Consider the following 18,089-nt stretch of genomic DNA (forward strand, 5'->3'; position numbering starts at 1 on the left):
TGATCTAAGTACTCCTGTATAGTTTTAAAGTTTGTAGCTGAACTTTCTAGTTCATTTAAAATCTCTACTAAACCATTAGCTTTTATCTTTCTATTTGAACAATAATCTAGTATATATCTATCATAATCTAAACTTGTTCTAATATAAGATATAGCATTCTTAGGATTTAATGTTTTTATATAACTTAAATCTATTTCTAAATCATTTATAGTCTTTACCTGCTTAGGATGAAGGTCGCATTTATTTATTAATGCATTTATAAAATCAGATTCTTCTTTTACCATATTTACATTGTCTTTAGAAATATATCTAAAAGGTTTATTTATAATTCTCACCCAATCTTTATTAGACTTTGGATCTATACCTATTCTTAAATACGCTAAAATATCTTGTGAAGCCCAATGGTCATATATTGTAACGACAGAATCTTTCACAACAAAAGGAATCCTCATGTCCATAAATACATCTACAAGGGCTCTTGATTGAATATTAGTTCTATATATAACTGCAAAATCTGTATATTCTACGTAGTCTTTTTTTATCTCTTCTAAAATCTCTTTAGCTATAAATAAAGCTTCTTCTTCTGAATCTTGTGGAGATACATAATTAACACTAGCCCCTTTACCTCGGCTACACTTTATAACTTTCTCATACCTATTTTCATTTTTCTCTATAAGTCTATTTGCTACATCTATTATTTCATTTTTTGATCTATAATTAATATCTAATAGTACCTTTTTAGTATTTTCAAAGTATTCTTCAAATTCCAGTAAAAAATCTGGTCTTGACCCTCTAAATCCATAAATACTTTGATCTTCATCTCCAACTACAAATATATTATTTCTAGGGTTAGCTATTAATTTAAGTACCTCAAACTGTACCTTATTTATATCCTGAAATTCATCCACAAGAATATATTTATATACGTTACGAATCATCTCTAATGCTGACTTATTATTTTGTAGCAAGTGGTATGTTTTTATTAACATATCATCAAAATCAATTTTATTTATTTGATTTTTATGTTCTTCATACATAGTATAAGTTTTTGTAAACTCATCACTACTTAATATTTCAGACTTAAAATCTCTATTTTCCATCAATTCATTCTTTACATACGATATTTCATTTATAACTTGCCCTATAGTTTCATCATCATCCGCATTTTCTACGTTTAAACTTTTAAGAATACCTCTTAAAACTAATCTCTTTGACTTTTCATCAAATATACTATCTAAGTTATATTTTTCAAAATATCTTAGAATCCTAAAAAATACAGAGTGGAATGTTCCATATGTAACCTTATTCATTCTATAATCTTTACTTAAACTTAATGCTCTGTTTTTCATTTCTACTGAAGATGCCTTAGTAAAGCTTATGGCAAGTATACTAGTAGGCTTTATCTCTTTATTCACAACCATATTAGCAATTCTATATGTTATTACTCTAGTCTTACCCGATCCAGGACCTGCAAGCACCATACAAGGTCCATCTATATGATTTACCGCTGTTTGTTGATTCTCATTCAATTTATCTACACTTATCATAAACTACCACCTTGAAGTATTATTTGTTTATTTTATAATTGTCTATATAATCTATATCTGTTACTATATAATCAGTTTTTACACCTTATAATTATATGCAATTTGCTGTTTACATTAATCTTATTTATATTTTTAAATATGTCTAATTGATAGACTTGAATAATCTAGTTAATACATAGCTAAACACTATTATAATATATAATTAAAAAAAGAAGAAATTTTATAGAAATAATCGCTAAAATTTCTCAAGCCGTTTAAAGAAAAATTGTCCTTATCTGATTGTAAACTAAAAATCTTAGAAAAATACATAGTAACTACTCCATATTATTGTATATTAATCATCTATATATTAATTTAAGTATAAATAAAGGTCCTAATACTGATCATAATGTGATCTTATTTTATAAACTATGAAAGATTACCCCTCTCAAATTTAATAACACTATATTAAATAAAAACATATATACTTTGTATGACTATTTAATTTAAAAAGAGCTAAAATCCTTATAATAAAAGATTTTAGCTCCTTAATAATTATTCCTACTAATCGTCTGCTAGCTGAAGTACCTTATCTAATATATCCGCAGAATTACTTTGTTCAGTCATAACAGTTAAATAATCACCTGCAATTATTTCTGTTTCTCCTTTAGGTATTATTTCTGTATCCCCCCTAGCAATTGCAACTACTAAACAATTATTAGGCCAATATACATCCTTTATACACTTTCCATCAAGGTTGCTATTAATATGAACTGCTACTTCTAATAATGTCTTTTTAACCGAGCTACCTTCATACTTATAAGTTCCCTTTTCTAATAATCCTTCTAAAAGACTTTCATATATTGGATGTGAGTTTAAAGTATCTGATGTTAATTGTGCAATAATTACAACTATAGAAAGTGCTAATAAGTGATCTAGAGAACCTGTCATCTCTAATATTAATATTATTGCTGTTATAGGAGCCTTTACTGTTGCGGCAAAATGTCCAGCCATAGCTAACACAACAAAGTTCATCATATAGCTACTTGGTACATCTAAATATAATATTGATACAAGTCCTACTACATTTCCTACCAACGCACCTATTGTAAGTAACGGGAAAAATATCCCTCCAGGAACTCCTGATCCAAAACTTATAAATGTAAATATAAACTTAACTATAATAAATATAATTAATATATTTATAGTTAAATGACTTTCTTGTAAACTCATTATAAGTTCATGACCTCCACCTAGCAATATAGGTGATATTAAACCTATAAATCCAGTTAATATAAAAGGTATTATAATTTTGAGCTCTATACTCATTTTACTTTTTTTGAATATACTTTGTGTTTTTAATATTCCTTTATTGAAAATAACACCACTTATACCTATTGTTATACCTAATATTATAAGTACCCAGTAATACTGTAATGGTATCGGAGTTAATTTAGAAAAATGTAATGATGGTATTATCCCAAAGAATTGTTTAGCTACGAAGTCTGCAGTTACTGAAGCTATCATAGCTGATAATAAAACCTGGGGTGAAAAGTTTTTGTGAGTTTCTTCAAGTGCAAACATAACTCCTGATAGTGGCGCATTAAATGCACCCGATAATCCTGCACTTGCCCCACTTGTTATTAAATATTTTTCTTCATTCTCTAGCTTGTTTAATTGTTTTGATACCCCTTCTCCTACACAAGCCCCCATTTGAACTGATGGTCCTTCTCTACCTACTGATAGTCCAGCACCCAAACAAATAAGGCCTCCTACAAATTTATTTATTAAAATCTTAAACCAATTCATCTTAAGTCTTCTCGTTAGAATACCTTCAACTTGAGGTATACCACTACCTGATATCATAGGTTCTTTTTTTACTTCTTGTGCTACAAAATATCCTAAGGCTATAAGTAATATAAATATGATTGGTATAAATGATAGGTTTTCTCTTCCCTTAGAATAAATCTCCATAAATACATGCGCTAGCTTTGATGCAATAGTTCTATGTATTACAATTATAATTCCTACTATTATACCAACTATAAAAGAGTCTCTTACTAATATGTACTTGGAATTTTGAGCTCTATTTAGCATGCTATAAGCTCTTTCTCTACTACTTCTCATAAAGAATTTCTCCCTTCATTTATCTATTAATTACACAAAAAAAGACTATCGTTTAAATGATAGTCCGTTACTGGCGGAGAAGGAGGGATTCGAACCCTCGCACCGGTTTAATCCAGCCTAATCCCTTAGCAGGGGATCCTCTTGAGCCGCTTGAGTACTTCTCCGTATTAGCTCTATAAATAAATTATATAATAAATATTTAATTTAGTCAATATTTATTATATAATTTATTATAAAATATATTAGTACATTTTATGGTGTGATTTTCTAATTTGGTATACTCTGCTTAAATATAATATTAATATAGGTGCTTCTATATTCAATTGAGGTCTATAAAAAACCATGAAGGTCTTTCTTAGTTTAAACCCCCATGGTTTTAATTTACTTACATATGTTTTTTAGCTTCTATAAGCATTTCATTAGCTTGTTTCATATATTCAATAGCCTTTTCTATACTATTAGCTGTTTCTTCTTTGCCTATTGCTCTCGCTTTGTCTACCCACTCTCTAAATCCTTCTTCATGACTTTCATTATGATTTACCCAGTGAAGTAATAATATTTTTAAAGTTTTTTCATCTTTATTTTCTGGACTATCTCCATGAGAATGTGGGTGTACGTGGTCATGTGCATGTCCATGTTCGTGGTCATGATCATCTGCGTGATGGTATTTTATTCTATCATTATTAAATAGCATTGTTATTCCCCCATTATTTTATATTAAATTCCTTTTTAATTACTTTTATAGCATCTTTAATAAGCAGTGCTAAAGGTTTATTTTCTAACCCTACCAACTCTATATTTTCTGGCATGATTGGCAAAAGTATTTTTAAAGCTTCACTATCTACTACAGCTTCACTTATTTTGCAAGTAACTTCTCCCATCATTGAATTTGGCATTACTATTGAAATAGGAGATACTACTATATTTGCTTTTTTAACCGATGTTATGATAGCATTTTCTCCTGTTGCACCTTTGTTGGCATGAGCCTTCATCATTGAACTTGTTGCAATAGAATTGGTCCCTAGTGCGTATATATCTATGTATGTAGGTAATTCTTCTCTAAGATTTGATACTATTTGAGCGCCTATTCCTCCACCCATTCCGTCTATAACTGCTATTATCATATATTTCTTCCCCTAATATATCTTTTTAGTCGTTTTCATTATTTTAAATCTTATAATTATTTATCCTCTGATATTATTATTTTATGATCCATTAATCTTATTTCTTTTATCTTCCCATCTACTATTTTTTGTTCTCCTAATAGATCTGTTAAATAAACTTTTCCTTCAAGCGGGTCTACACTTACTACATTATCCATAACCCTTTCAAGTTTATCATTCTTTAAAACATAAGCTGCTGATTCACACATATTAATCCCCTCCATAAAATTGATTTTACTTATTTCTAAGTATTATTTTTATACTACTTGATTGTTTAAATAACCTATTTTTATTAGATTTTTCAAGTAATACCCTTTTAGTAAAACGTTTATAAGTATAATCAAAAAAAGGTTCCTTCAGGTATTTCAATACACTAAAGAAACCTTCATGATTTCAAAATTTTACTATTTATTTATATTTTGAGTATATCACTTTGATTTATATAAAGTCAATTAGTTTTATCTCTTTTTATTATATTCGTCACTACTATATTTTTCATACAATATCTCAGCTAGGTTATACTCATATTGCGTTAAATTCTCTTCTATAAACTCAATATTAAAATGATCCTCGATTCCTTGTATTAAATTTTTTTCAAGCTCATTTATATCTAGTTTTATATTGGTTTCATTTTCTATTCCACTAGCTTTTCTAGCTGTGAAATTTATTAAACGTTCTTTTTTTTCTTTGCTTTCTGTTTTTATAATCTCAAACAGTTTATTTACATCAAAGTCTAATACTATAGAACCATGTTGTAATATAACTCCATCTTTCCTACTTTGAGCACTTCCTACTACTTTCTTTTTGTTAATAGCAATTTCATAAGATGCATGTGCATTAAAACATGCAGCCGATAAATTTTCTCTACCTATTTTCTCACCTTTATTTAACTCATCTGTATATACATCACATAAATTTAAACCTTTTATTAAACCTTCACTTATAAATTTATATGATGTTGTTATACTACTATCCATTAACGGATTATCTTCACCCACTATTATACTGTATGTTAACTCATCTTCATGAAGTACCGCTCTACCTCCTGTAATTCGTCTAATACAATCTACATTTAGCTTTTTACATCTTTCTAAATCTATTTCATCTTCAAGTTTTTGAAAATATCCTATAGTTATACATGCAGGATCCCAAGTATAAAATCTAAGAGTAGGCTTTACTCTACCTTCTTTATGTGCAATCATTATAGCTTCATCAATTGCCATATTCATTGCCCCATTATATGATTTACTCCTTACTACTCTCCACTTGTCCATATTATTCTCCCCCTAGATTTATCTCCTTTATAGCAAGTTGTATTTCTTCTTCCCTTAGCCTTCTTGAGTAATTATAAATAGTACTTCCTGGTCTTTCATTGTAATAAGGTCTATTACAATTTTTACATCCTCTTATTTCAAAAGGATATCCATTTTCTATGTCTTTTTTTATTTCATCATCTATGTTTACATTTTCTATATATCCATCTTTAAAAGTAAATTCATCACCTGTATATCCTTTATCTATCATATAAGTCATAAGTTGTACCCTTCTATAACTTTCTATATTAGGTTGACTTACTTTCTCCATTTTAGTGCCTCTCACAGGAGTGAATGCAAATAAGCTTATAGTTACATTATTTTCTTTCAAATATGTATATAGATCATAGATATCCTTGTGAGATTCCCCTAATCCCACAATTATATGAGTACTTATCTTACCTTCATATTTACGTGCCATGCTAGTTATAAGTTTTAATTTTTCTTCATAATTATTTCCTTTTACATTTTCATACAACTCTTTATTTGCTGCATCTATCGCTATTCCTATCTTGTCTACTCCGCATGAAAAGAATCTTTCAATATCTTCTTTTTTCTCAAGTTTTGCAGATAAAGATATTGGCATACTTATCTTATCTTTGATGTAAGATATAAATTCTCCCACTGTTTCATGTGCATCATCACTTGCCATAGATTGAATGCATATTCTTTTTATATTTTTTTCTTTATAATTTTTAAATGAATTTAAGATTTCTTCTTTTGAGTACTGTGGCCAAGTTACTCTTGAAAGCTTGTCCTTTCTTGCACTACTATCTGTTGACTGCGAACAAAATGCACATTTATTATTACACTTATCTCCAATCATTATATATGCAGTTGTAGGAGGTATATCACTTTTCTTATTTACTAACCCCAGCTCTATTGCAGTTCCCAATGATACCCTAATCATAATACACAACACTCCTTAGTCTCTACTGTATTAATATTCATCTCTATTGCTTTGTTCTTTGCACTTTTAGAGGGTAGTACTATTTTGTTAACCCCACACATTAATGCTAACTCATCTAATTCTTTTCTATATTGACCTCTAGGTCTCATACACCCTAGATTAATTTCTGTATTGGGTAAACTTATTCTTGCTTCACAAAGTAAGTCCGCCACTTTGCCTAGGCTTGGTGGACTTACTTTTTCATATTCAGTATTTTTTGTTGGTATTAATACTATAAATGTTACTTTTTTAGGAGGATTTTCTGATAAGTAATTTATGATTTCGTACTCCCCTTTTATTTGCCCACCTTTTAAGCCTATGCATATGTGTGGTGCAACTTCTGTATTTTGTTTTATTAACTCATATGCTTTTATATAGTCTTCTTTATCTTTATTAATTTTATATACCTCTCTTATAGTATCTTTATCAAATACTAAATCGAAAGATACTATATCTATGTATTGGCATACTGTTTCAATAGCTTCTTTACTCATGAGACCTAAATGAGCATTTAATTTATATCCTTCTTTTTTAAGTTGCTTTATAGTGTCTATGTGTCTATTTATAGGAATATCTCCTTCAAAACTGCATCCTCCACTTAATAAAAAACTACTTAAATTTCTTCCTTTTGCCTTGCTTTTATAATCTTGTATTGGAGTCATATTTTTTAAGTAGTGTCCATTACAATGGGCACAACTTAAATTGCAACTATCACTAGTCGTACTAATAGCTAATGTTTCATTTGGATAAGCAAACTCTATTTTATTCCCAAAGTTGCTATTTTTAATTTCCATAGCTCTTTTCATTTTAGAAGTTAAATCCATAACCTAACCCTCCAATAATCCCTTAACCGTTGGGAATTGTTCTATATTTGTATGTGGTAAGAAACATGCTGATATAAATTCATCCATATACGTTGGATAAACACTTAATTCAACATATGTCATTTCATTTCCTATTTCTTGAAGCTTTCTCTTTGCATCTTTGCTTATTAAAGCAAGATAAGAACCAACTAAAGAGCTATTTCCTATGTATGCAAATTTTTCTCTTTCTATATCTGGAAGTAATCCTATTAGAATTGAATTTTCAATGTTTAGGTTGTTTCCTATTCCCCCTGCTATATAAACCTTGTCTATAATACTAAAATCCATTCCTAAGCTTTCTATAAGCGTCGCAGCACCTGAATATATTGCCCCCTTTGCTTTTATAAAGTTATCTATATCAACTTCAGTTACTGTTATATCATTTTCTAAATTATATTCTTCTTTAAATGCTAATACATACTCTCCTATTTCATGTTCATTAAATCTAATTCTTTCATTCTTTAAATCTCTATGTATTTTACCTCTTCTATCTATTATTCCTTTAATTAACATTTGGCATATTAAATCTATTATTCCCGAACCACATATCCCTAAAGGCTCACAATTTTCTATTATTGTAAGTTCTGGTTTTAAAGTTTCTTTATTTATATTAACTTTTTCTATAGCACCATTTGATGCTCTCATTCCACAGCTTATTCCTCCACCTTCGAATGCAGGTCCTGCTGAACAAGCACAACTCATCATATAATCTTTATTACCAAATACTATTTCACCGTTAGTCCCTAAGTCTATAAATAATACATTTTCTTCGCTAGCCCAAATGCCTGCTGATAGTACTCCTGCTGTAATATCTCCTCCTACATAACTTGCTACAGACGGAGCAAGATAAACGTATGCACTGGCATTAACATTAAGCCCTATATCTTCTCCCATTAACTTTGGTGATTTTAAAAACGGTGGTATAAATGGTTCTTGTCTTAAATAATCTGTATATACGCCTAAGAATAAACTCGACATAGTTGTGTTTCCTGCTACCATAAGAGTTACTACATTGTCCTTATTTATATCATTTCTTGTGTATATAGACTCTAGTAACGGATTTATTGTTTCGTCTATTACTGCTTTATTTAATTGCTCTAATCCATTTTTCTTTGTTGAGTATATTATTCTATGTATAACATCCGCTCCATATTTTATTTGAGCATTTCCAGATGATGCTTTGTCTACAACTTCTTTAGTATACAAATTTACTAAACAAACCACAACAGAAGTTGTTCCTATATCTATGGCAGCTCCATAAAGTTTATCTTCTGTATTACCACATTCTATATTTAATATTGTTACTTTATTTTTCTTTTTAACATAAGTTATTGTTATTTTAAAATCACTTTCTCTAAATATCATAGGCATTTTTCTAAGTAATTCTAATCTAAAATCTATTTCATTGAATCCTAAATTGTTTCTTACGTGTCTTTCTAATCTATCTACATCACTTATATTATCATCTAAAGTAGGTTCATCTAATTCTATATAAGTTTTTACTATATTTGTTTTAAAATCTAAATCATGAGTTTCTATTATATTTTTAGCTCTATCAAATATTTCTTTGTCTTTATTTTTGTCGCTACCTTCTATTTTCATACCATGCATAGATGATGATAGTTTAGAAGGAACTTTTATTTCTACATCTTCTATTAACTTTGTGTGACATGCTAATATATATCCTTGTTCCCATTCTTCATCTTTTATGTGTAGTGTTTTTTGTGTATCTACTTTCCCTTTCAGTAGCTTAACTTTACACTTCCCACAAGATACATTTCCATTACATGGAGCATCTATAAATATATTTGAGTTTCTTGCAACTTCTAATAAATTATCCCCTTCGTTGCAGTAAACTTCTTTATTATGTGATTTAAAATTTACTTTTATCATATAAATCCCCCCCAATACTTTGTTCTAACATAATTTTACCATAAATTGTATTATAAGTATTTAAATTCATCCTATTATCGGCTATATTTAGTTTCTATATTTTATAACATTACAAATTTAACCACCTATGCAAAGTAAAAAGGAGTACGGTAGATTTGCGTGCACTCAAATCTACGATACTCCTTATTATACTATTCTAATCCTGCTTCATAAGCTTCTGCATTTAATAAGTTTTCTAACTCATCAGCATCTGAAACTTTAACTTTTACTATCCATGCATCATATGCATCTTCGTTTATATATTCTGGTTCATCGTCTAATTTTTCATTTATTTCAACTACTTCTCCAGATATAGGAGCTATTAAGTCAGATGCAACCTTTGAAGATTCAACTACTCCAAATTCTTCACCTAAAGTTAATTCATCTTCAACTTCTGGCATTTCAACAAATAATACTTCTCCTAATTGATCTTGAGCGAAATCTGTTATTCCTACATAAGCGTAGTCACCTTCAACTTTTACCCAAGTATGTTTATCTGAATATTTTAAGCTTGGTATAACTTTCATTGATTTATCCCCCTATATGCTAAATTACATTACACATTCCATAGATAATGCTGGATGACCTTTTTCTTCTAAGAAAGCTAATACTCCTTCAGAGTCACTAGCTATAGTCTCATCACATATCATATCTGTGAAGTTTTCTATACCCGTCATTTCTTGAACAGTAGCATTTAATTTTTCAGCTACGTACTCTTTTAATTCTTTTGGCATCCAAACTATTCTTTCTGGTCCACCTTCTGCGTAAGCAAACTTCTTAGAAGATATGAAGTGTCTTCCGTGGCCCATGAATCCTGGAGTTTGAACTCCTCCACCAGTCATAGAAGCAAGCTCACCAAATGTCATACCAACTGGAGTCATTCCTGAGAATTCTCTGTTAACTATAACAAATCCGTTAGCTTCTGGCATTATACCACATATACATTCGAAACATCCACAAGAAGTCATTGGATCTTCAAGTATTGAGTATAAAGTAACACTTTCAACAGCACCTTGAGATATTTCTCCTACTGTTTCATTAACTGATTGCCATACTCCTGTTCTGTCATCTAAACATTCACCTTTAACTATTGGTTGGCATGGTCCTGTTGGATCTAATTCTTTAGTAGCTTTAGCATCTAACCAGCTAACAGCTCCACAAAGTCCAAGTCTTTCAGGAGTAACAACACAAACGTGTGCAGGTGCGAATGATTGACAAAGGTTACAAGAATAGAATTCTTCAACACTTTCATCAACTAATGAAGCTAATCTTTCATCTCTAGCATTGTATCTAGTTATAGCTTCAGCTTTTAACTCTGATACTTTTTCAGCATCTGTTATTATTGTAACTTCACATTTATCAACAACAGATTCAAATTCATCTAACATCTTAGCATATAAAACTTCTCCTATATGCTCTAATCTGAATCCTTTTTCATAAGCATCTTTAGATATTCTTATCCAAGACATATCTCTTTGACCAACGTGCATTACACCTTCTATATAGTTTAAGAAGTAATGTAGACGTCTTTCTAAAACTGGCTCAAAATCATCTTGCATTGCTTTACCAGCTATTTTAACTACTACTGCAAGTGGTAATCTTACAACACCATCTGCTTCTATTTCATCTATATTTGGACCAACAACTTCTATCTTATGGTCTTCAACTTCACTCATTTCTTTCTTAATAACTAATTCCCAAGCTTCAGTTTTATTTCCACCGAATTCTGCGAACATGTCATTCTTTCTTATTCTCTCACCTTCAAATGCAGCTGCAAATGATACTGGTATTGGTATATCAGTAATTTTTATCTTTATTCCTCTAGCTTCTAAAGAAGTAGCTACAAACTTATCATAATCTTTTTGAGTTAATAAGTTCATTGGAACTTCAAGAACTGTTTGGTCAGTTATAACTGGGAATCCTAAAGCTATAGCTCCAGCTCCACAAGATACAACTAATTCACTTAATGGTCCAAATGCATTAACAAATGCAGGAACCCTCTTAGCAGTATAGTCTAATAATCCAGCTAAATCTCCTGGAGTTAATCCTCCGAATATTAAAGCTGCTCTTACTGCAACAGATACTACATGTATAACAGAAGTTACATCATATCCTAATGGTATAACTCTTAGCTCAAGACCCATCTTAACTCCAGCTTCTATAGCTTGATCTATTACTTTTCCAACTAAGAAAGTTAATAAACCTTTAGATTGGTAGTCTTTTATAACTTTAGCTGCAGTTTCAGCGTCTGGACATTCTCCAAGCACTACAGCAACCCCTGGTATATCTCCAGTAACTAGAGGTACGCCTAATGATCTTATTATAGGGTCACTTATATGACCTGCACAAGGCTCACTGTATGGAGCTTCCATAGTTGAGTACTTTATAGCTTCTATAACTTCAGCTGCAAGAGCTGTAGCAAGTCCTGAGTTTAAAGCATGCTCTAATAAATGAGTTCTATTTATTAAACTTTCAACTACTCCTAGAGCAGCTTCTAAGTCAGCTAATGAATTCATTTTTTGTCCTGTAGCTGCATATATGCATGGTAATGAATACGCAGTATCAGGGAATGCCACCTTATGGTCTCTTCCATGTTTTTCTATTGATTCATTTAATAATCCTTTAGCTGCTGCTAAAGCTTGATCTGATCCATTAAATATTGTATTATATAAATTCACTCTACTTCCCCCTTTTTAAGCTTCTTATCTATTTTTATGGTACATAGGAAACTATGTTATGCTTTAAATTTGCTAAACATAATTTCCTCATATATACTTCAAAATAATCTTTATATATTATGCATTAAATGAAAATGCACCTTCGTTTAATTCTAAATAAGAATCTGCATATAAAGAAGCTCCGTTTATTATGTCACAAGACTTTATAGTTCTCATTAATTCTTCATCACATGGATTTACTATAGCTGAACTAAATCCATTTGCCATTGCCATAGCTAAGAATGCACTGTCTAAAATAGGTCTTATATGCTTTGGACATCCGTTAGATACGTTAGATAATCCTCCTGTAGTTAATAATCCCATCTCAGTCATCATTTTTATAGCTTCTAAAACTTCTAATTGCTTCTCTTGCATTCCTTTTATAACTAAGCATAATGGGTCAAATAACATATCTTCTGGTTCTAATCCTGCCACTAAACCTCTTTCTAACATTTCTTGGCAGTAAGCCATACGCTCATCGTTATCTCTTGGTATACCTTCTTTAGCACATAAAGCTATAACTTTAGCTTCATATTCCCCTGCTAAATCTATTAAATCTATTCTTCCACCTGCATCTGCAGAATTTATTATTGGCTTTGCATGAGTTCTATCATATACTTTAAGACCAGCTTCTATCGCTTTTCTGTTAGCAGTATCTAATGCTAAAGGAACATTGTTAAATTCTTTTTGAAGTAATTGAACTCCCCAAGTCATTAATTCTTCTCCATCTCTTTCTGCAGGACCTATGTTGAAATCTATATAATGAGCTCCAGCTTCTAATTGTTCTTTCGCTCTCTTTAATATTGGCTCTGGATCTCTTTCAGCTAATGCTTTTCTTATTGCTGGTGATATACAGTGTATTCTTTCACCTATAATCATAAATTTTTCCATTGTTATTATCCCCCTTTGGATTTTAGATAGTCTATAAATTAGTTATTCTTAAGCATTTGCTAAAGCTTCATCTTGCTTCGCTTTATATTCTTTTAAGAACTTAGGCAATTCCATAGATTCTTCTGTCCCTATTACTACATTCCATCCTGGTAAGCAGTCTTCTATATCACCTTTAAGAACTGCAACTTTACCTGGTATTATTAAATCTCTATTCTTAGTCATTTCTGCAACATTTGATTCTTTTATAAAGTTAGCTATTGAACTTCCGCCAAACTTACCTGCAGACCAAGCTGTAAGAACTGAGTATCCTCCAGCATCTGGTATTGCTAACCATACTGGTACTTTAGATCTTTCTACGTCTCCTGATACTATGAAGTAAGTTAATGCAAAGTCAACAGTAACTATTACTGGTGAATTTTCATCTGGGTTATTTATTGGATATATCTTTGGTTCAACTCTCATTGGTTTTTGTGGATCAGTGTATATATTTTGTCTTAATGCAAATAATGGTAATGCTTTTGCATAGTCTATATCGTCTATTACTATTATAGAACCATATTTAACTGTAAACATTGATGATAATGCAACTTCCATCATTGGTTTTTCCTCTGATAGTTTGTTTGCAAATACTATTGATGGGTATCCAAATGTTCTATCTTGTTCTTTTAATGCTATTCTTCTAACTTGAACAGCGTTTGTAAATGTATCTTTTATATTTTCTCCAGTTACATCTAATATTAATTCTCTGTATCCAGCTGCTTGTATAGCTTCAACTGTAGAATATAATTCTTCTAAACTAGATGCTTTAACTCCTAAAGCTAATTTATCTTCTTTAACTACTTCTATCATTTCTTTGTAGTTATCTTTAGTAGCACCATATACTACTGGTTTTTTATCTTTTAATATTTCAACAGCTTCTTTAGCTATAGCTGCATCTTCACATACTAATATGTAAGCTAAATCTAATCCACTATTTTTAACTTTATTTACTACTCTTAAGAAACCTTCTTTATTTTCAAAGTATTCTATAAGCGCCATTTCAGCTTTCATTTCTTCGCCTATTCTTACATAATTAACAGCTTTCATATTAGCAAGCTTTGCATCCACTTGTTCATCAGTCATACATTCACAGAATGCTACAGCGTATCTATTTTTATTTATTAAAGTTTTTTCATGTCTAAATAATACAGTTTCTGCTCCTAATTCGTATTCAGAATTTCCAGCTCCAACTTTTACACCTCTCATTAATGGTGCAGTTGCCTCTGATAATTTTGCTAATGCATCATCAGACATATGTGGACATTTACTTACTTCTATAGCCCCTGAAGCAACTTTCATACAGAAAGCCATACAAGTTGGAAATCCACAATCCTTACAGTTTTTCTTTGGTGTTAATTTAAATATATCTAAAGCTTTTAATGCCATGATTTTTTCCCCCTAACCTTACAATTTAATTAAGCTAATGCGCTAACTAATTCTTTTACAGTTTCTATTGATTCTGGATGACGAAGTATAACTGCATTTGCTCCACCAACTAAAGAACTTACTGCAGTTGATATTTCCATTGTTATACCTCTTTTTTCTATACATCCCCATGCTGGTTCGTCTTCAGTACTTGCTATAGATTCTTTAACATTCCAAGTTTCAAATGAAACAGGAGTTATTATAGGCATTTGTAATGTTTTATCATTTTGACCAAATGCAGCAAGTCTAATTCTGTCCATAGTTGATGCAACGTACTCATATCCATAACCAACAGCTGAAGAACCAACGTTCATAACTACATTTTCAGATTTTACTCCTAATTGAGTTAACAATACGTTTAATTGTTTAGCTAGGTTTATATCAACAGAAGATTCAGCCGATACCTTGTGGCTATAAGCCATAGTAGCTGCTGCTCCTACTGCTTTGTAGTTATCTTCAGTAGCTGATAAGAATAAACAGTTGTGTCCATCTACAGCTTGAGCTACCTTTTCAAATAATTTTCCATCTTTTTCATGGTTTCCACATCCAGCTATTACTATTGGTAAGCTAACAGCTTCAGCAACTTGCTTAGCTATATCAGCACATTCTTCTGGAGCTTTATCTAGTCCATTTGGATCTGCACTTTCAAGCTTTAAGCATATGAAATCTGCCACTGAATTTTCTTCAACATACTTAGCCCACTTAACTGGACAATCAGCAACTTCTTTATACATTTCTTTGAATGAATCAGTCCATCCTTCTGGATAAACATCGCTTATTTCTATTCCTACTTTTTGAGTGTTCCCAACTTCTCCATCAAAGTTGTAGAATGGTAGTATATTTTCTCCACCTATTTTTATTGCTTTTTCCCCTGTTCCTATTTCTACTTCTGATATCTTACCAGAATATTTTTGAACAGACATCTTAAATGCCATAGTTTTTTCCCCCTTAAGCCTATTTTAATTCTAATTTGGACATTATATCACTTATTGCCATTTTAGATTTTGAATCCTCAGGTAATTTAACTAGTGGTATCCCTGAAGAGTCATATTCATATATCATTTCATCCATAGGTACTACACCTATAAGATTTAGATTATGCTTTTCTATTTCCTCTTTTATACCTTCATTTAATATTCCATTAGGTACTTTATTTACTATTAAATATATTTCTCCTACACTTAATTTAAGCTCTCTCGCTAAATCTCTTATTCTAGCTACAGCTTGAACACTACGTCTTGAACAGTCACTAACCAATAATAATTTATCTATATGCTTAGTTGTTTTTCTGCTTAAGTGTTCCATTCCAGCTTCGTTATCTATAACTAAATATTCATAAGCATCTGATAGTTTATCAGTTTGCTCTCTTAATATACCATTAACATAGCAATAACAACCTTCACCTTCAGATCTTCCCATTACTATTAAGTCATATCCATCACCTTCAGATAAGCAAGTGTTTAATCTGTACTGTAAAAATTGAGCTTTAGTCATACCTCCAGGAAATGCATTCCCTTGTTTTTCCCTTTGATTTACTTCTTCTCTTATTGCCCCTATAGTTGATTCAATTTCAATACCTAATACTTCATTTATATTTGCATTAGCATCTGCATCTACAACTAATACTGGCCCTTTTTTATTCTCTGTTAAATAATTAATTAAAAGCCCTGTAAGACTTGTCTTACCAGTTCCACCTTTTCCTGCTACCGCTATGTTATATCCCATCCTAAGATTTCCCCCTTTGTTTAGTCAAGACAGAGCTTTTGCAATTTTACTCTGGTCTTTTCTTATGCTTTTACTAATTTAGGAGCTGCATGAACACATTCTCCATGAACATCATGAAGAGCTTCCATTAAACCTTCTGATAATGTTGGATGTGCATGTATTACGTCTCCTACTTGCTCTACAGTTAATCCTAAATGTACAGCAAGTGACAATTCTGTCAATAAATCTGTAGCGTGAGGACCTACCACTGAAGCTCCTACTATCTTATCATCTTTATCTGCAAGAATTTTTATAAATCCTTGGAAATGACCTATAGCTTGAGCTTTTCCTAGTGCTCTAAAATCAAATTGACCTACATGATACTCACAACCTTCATCTTGAAGTTGCTTTTCAGTTTTGCCAACTCCAGCAACTTCAGGCTCTGTATATACACATCTTGGTACTGCTGTGTAATCAACAACTTTCGACTTTCCGAAAGCGTTTTCTACAGCTATCATTCCTTCCTTCGAAGCAACATGTGCTAAAAATGGAGTATTTATTAAATCTCCTATTGCATATATACCTTCTACATTAGTTTCAAGGTTTTCATTTACTACTATCTTGCCTCTTTCCATCTCTATTCCTAATTCTTCAACTCCAGAGCCTGTAAGATTTGGTTTTCTACCTACTGCAACTAATGCATATTGAGCTTTTACTTGTTTTCCATTAGAAAGTGTTGCTACAACTTGATTGTCTATTACTTCACAAACCTGAACCCCAATACCTGTCAACACTTTAATTTTATCCTTTTTGAATTGTCTCTGCAACTGTTTTGCGACATCTTTATCCTCAAATGGTAATAATTGTTCATTCATTTCAACTATAGTTACTTCTGTTCCTAAAGTTCTTAAGAATTGACCGATTTCGCAACCTATTACACCACCACCAACTATTAACATAGATTCTGGTAATTGTGTTAACCCTAGAACCTCATCACTAGTAATTACAGTTTTTCCATCATAAGGGAACATTGGTGGTACTATTGGAACTGATCCATTAGCTAATATTATTTTATCAGCATTTATCATTTCCTTTGAACCATCTTCCTTAGTAACTTCTACAGTATTTTTATTTACTAATCTTCCGAATCCGTTAACTAAGTTTATTCCTCTTTTTTCAAATAAAAACTCTATTCCGCTTATTAATTGAGTGACTATTTTATCTTTTCTAGCCATTATAGCTGAAAAATCTGCTTTAACTTCGCCCTCTATATTTATTCCGAAATCCTTAGCTTCTTTTATATTCATTAGCATAGAAGAAGATGCAAGTAATGCTTTAGTTGGTATACATCCTACGTTTAGGCAAGTACCTCCCACTCTTCTCTTTTCTATAACTGTTACTTCTGCACCAAGCATAGCAGCTTTTATAGCTGCAACGTAT

At 31.0% G+C, this 18,089-nt stretch carries 16 protein-coding genes and 1 tRNA gene; all 17 read right to left on the reverse strand.

Going from position 1 to position 18,089, the window contains the following annotated elements:
* Window positions 1-1,547: ATP-dependent helicase (locus VLM92_RS02620; RefSeq protein ID WP_325274801.1), on the reverse strand; the 1,547-nt coding region annotated here is incomplete at its 3' end.
* 543 nt (window positions 1,548-2,090) lie between these two features.
* Window positions 2,091-3,653, reverse strand: a complete 1,563-nt coding sequence (locus VLM92_RS02625) for a ClC family H(+)/Cl(-) exchange transporter (protein WP_325274802.1) — start codon at window positions 3,651-3,653, stop codon at window positions 2,091-2,093.
* A 71-nt stretch (window positions 3,654-3,724) separates the two neighbouring features.
* Window positions 3,725-3,817: transfer RNA gene (locus VLM92_RS02630), tRNA-Ser, on the reverse strand.
* Window positions 3,818-4,038: 221 nt separating this feature from the next.
* On the reverse strand, window positions 4,039-4,347 hold the full coding sequence (locus VLM92_RS02635; RefSeq protein WP_325274803.1) for a zinc transporter: 309 nt from the start codon (window positions 4,345-4,347) through the stop codon (window positions 4,039-4,041).
* Between the two features lie 13 nt (window positions 4,348-4,360).
* A complete protein-coding gene (locus tag VLM92_RS02640) occupies window positions 4,361-4,777 on the reverse strand; it encodes a DUF3842 family protein (RefSeq protein ID WP_325274804.1) in 417 nt (138 codons plus the stop codon).
* Window positions 4,778-4,833: 56 nt separating this feature from the next.
* The gene (locus VLM92_RS02645; RefSeq protein WP_325274805.1) at window positions 4,834-5,025 is read right to left on the reverse strand and encodes a CooT family nickel-binding protein; all 192 of its coding nucleotides are present in this window, start codon (window positions 5,023-5,025) and stop codon (window positions 4,834-4,836) included.
* Between the two features lie 249 nt (window positions 5,026-5,274).
* Window positions 5,275-6,090: a biotin/lipoate A/B protein ligase family protein gene (locus VLM92_RS02650; RefSeq protein ID WP_325274806.1), complete on the reverse strand. Its 816-nt coding sequence runs from the start codon at window positions 6,088-6,090 to the stop codon at window positions 5,275-5,277.
* A gap of 1 nt (window position 6,091) precedes the next feature.
* On the reverse strand, window positions 6,092-7,039 hold the full coding sequence (locus VLM92_RS02655) for a radical SAM protein (RefSeq protein ID WP_325274807.1): 948 nt from the start codon (window positions 7,037-7,039) through the stop codon (window positions 6,092-6,094).
* Entirely contained in the window at window positions 7,036-7,902 is an 867-nt protein-coding gene (locus VLM92_RS02660; protein WP_325274808.1) for a radical SAM protein, read from the reverse strand. Before VLM92_RS02660 ends, VLM92_RS02655 begins: the two co-directional genes overlap by 4 nt.
* 3 nt (window positions 7,903-7,905) lie before the next feature.
* Window positions 7,906-9,834 (reverse strand): corrinoid activation/regeneration protein AcsV, encoded by a 1,929-nt coding sequence (gene acsV / locus VLM92_RS02665; protein WP_325274809.1) that lies wholly within the window; start codon window positions 9,832-9,834, stop codon window positions 7,906-7,908.
* 191 nt (window positions 9,835-10,025) lie between these two features.
* Window positions 10,026-10,400: a glycine cleavage system protein GcvH gene (gene gcvH, locus VLM92_RS02670; RefSeq protein ID WP_325274810.1), complete on the reverse strand. Its 375-nt coding sequence runs from the start codon at window positions 10,398-10,400 to the stop codon at window positions 10,026-10,028.
* A gap of 24 nt (window positions 10,401-10,424) precedes the next feature.
* The gene (gene acsB / locus VLM92_RS02675; protein ID WP_325274811.1) at window positions 10,425-12,551 is read right to left on the reverse strand and encodes an acetyl-CoA decarbonylase/synthase complex subunit alpha/beta; all 2,127 of its coding nucleotides are present in this window, start codon (window positions 12,549-12,551) and stop codon (window positions 10,425-10,427) included.
* A gap of 117 nt (window positions 12,552-12,668) precedes the next feature.
* Window positions 12,669-13,481, reverse strand: a complete 813-nt coding sequence (gene acsE / locus VLM92_RS02680) for a carbon monoxide dehydrogenase/acetyl-CoA synthase methytransferase subunit (RefSeq protein WP_325274812.1) — start codon at window positions 13,479-13,481, stop codon at window positions 12,669-12,671.
* Between the two features lie 48 nt (window positions 13,482-13,529).
* Entirely contained in the window at window positions 13,530-14,906 is a 1,377-nt protein-coding gene (acsC, locus tag VLM92_RS02685) for an acetyl-CoA decarbonylase/synthase complex subunit gamma (RefSeq protein WP_325274813.1), read from the reverse strand.
* A gap of 29 nt (window positions 14,907-14,935) precedes the next feature.
* A complete protein-coding gene (gene acsD, locus VLM92_RS02690) occupies window positions 14,936-15,880 on the reverse strand; it encodes an acetyl-CoA decarbonylase/synthase complex subunit delta (protein ID WP_325274814.1) in 945 nt (314 codons plus the stop codon).
* Between the two features lie 19 nt (window positions 15,881-15,899).
* On the reverse strand, window positions 15,900-16,670 hold the full coding sequence (locus VLM92_RS02695) for a carbon monoxide dehydrogenase accessory protein CooC (protein ID WP_325274815.1): 771 nt from the start codon (window positions 16,668-16,670) through the stop codon (window positions 15,900-15,902).
* Between the two features lie 62 nt (window positions 16,671-16,732).
* A partial coding sequence (gene lpdA, locus VLM92_RS02700; RefSeq protein ID WP_325274816.1) for a dihydrolipoyl dehydrogenase occupies window positions 16,733-18,089 on the reverse strand: 1,357 nt, incomplete at its 5' end.

Source organism: Romboutsia sp., from assembly GCF_035470145.1.
In the GTDB taxonomy this organism is placed as follows: domain Bacteria; phylum Bacillota; class Clostridia; order Peptostreptococcales; family Peptostreptococcaceae; genus Romboutsia_D.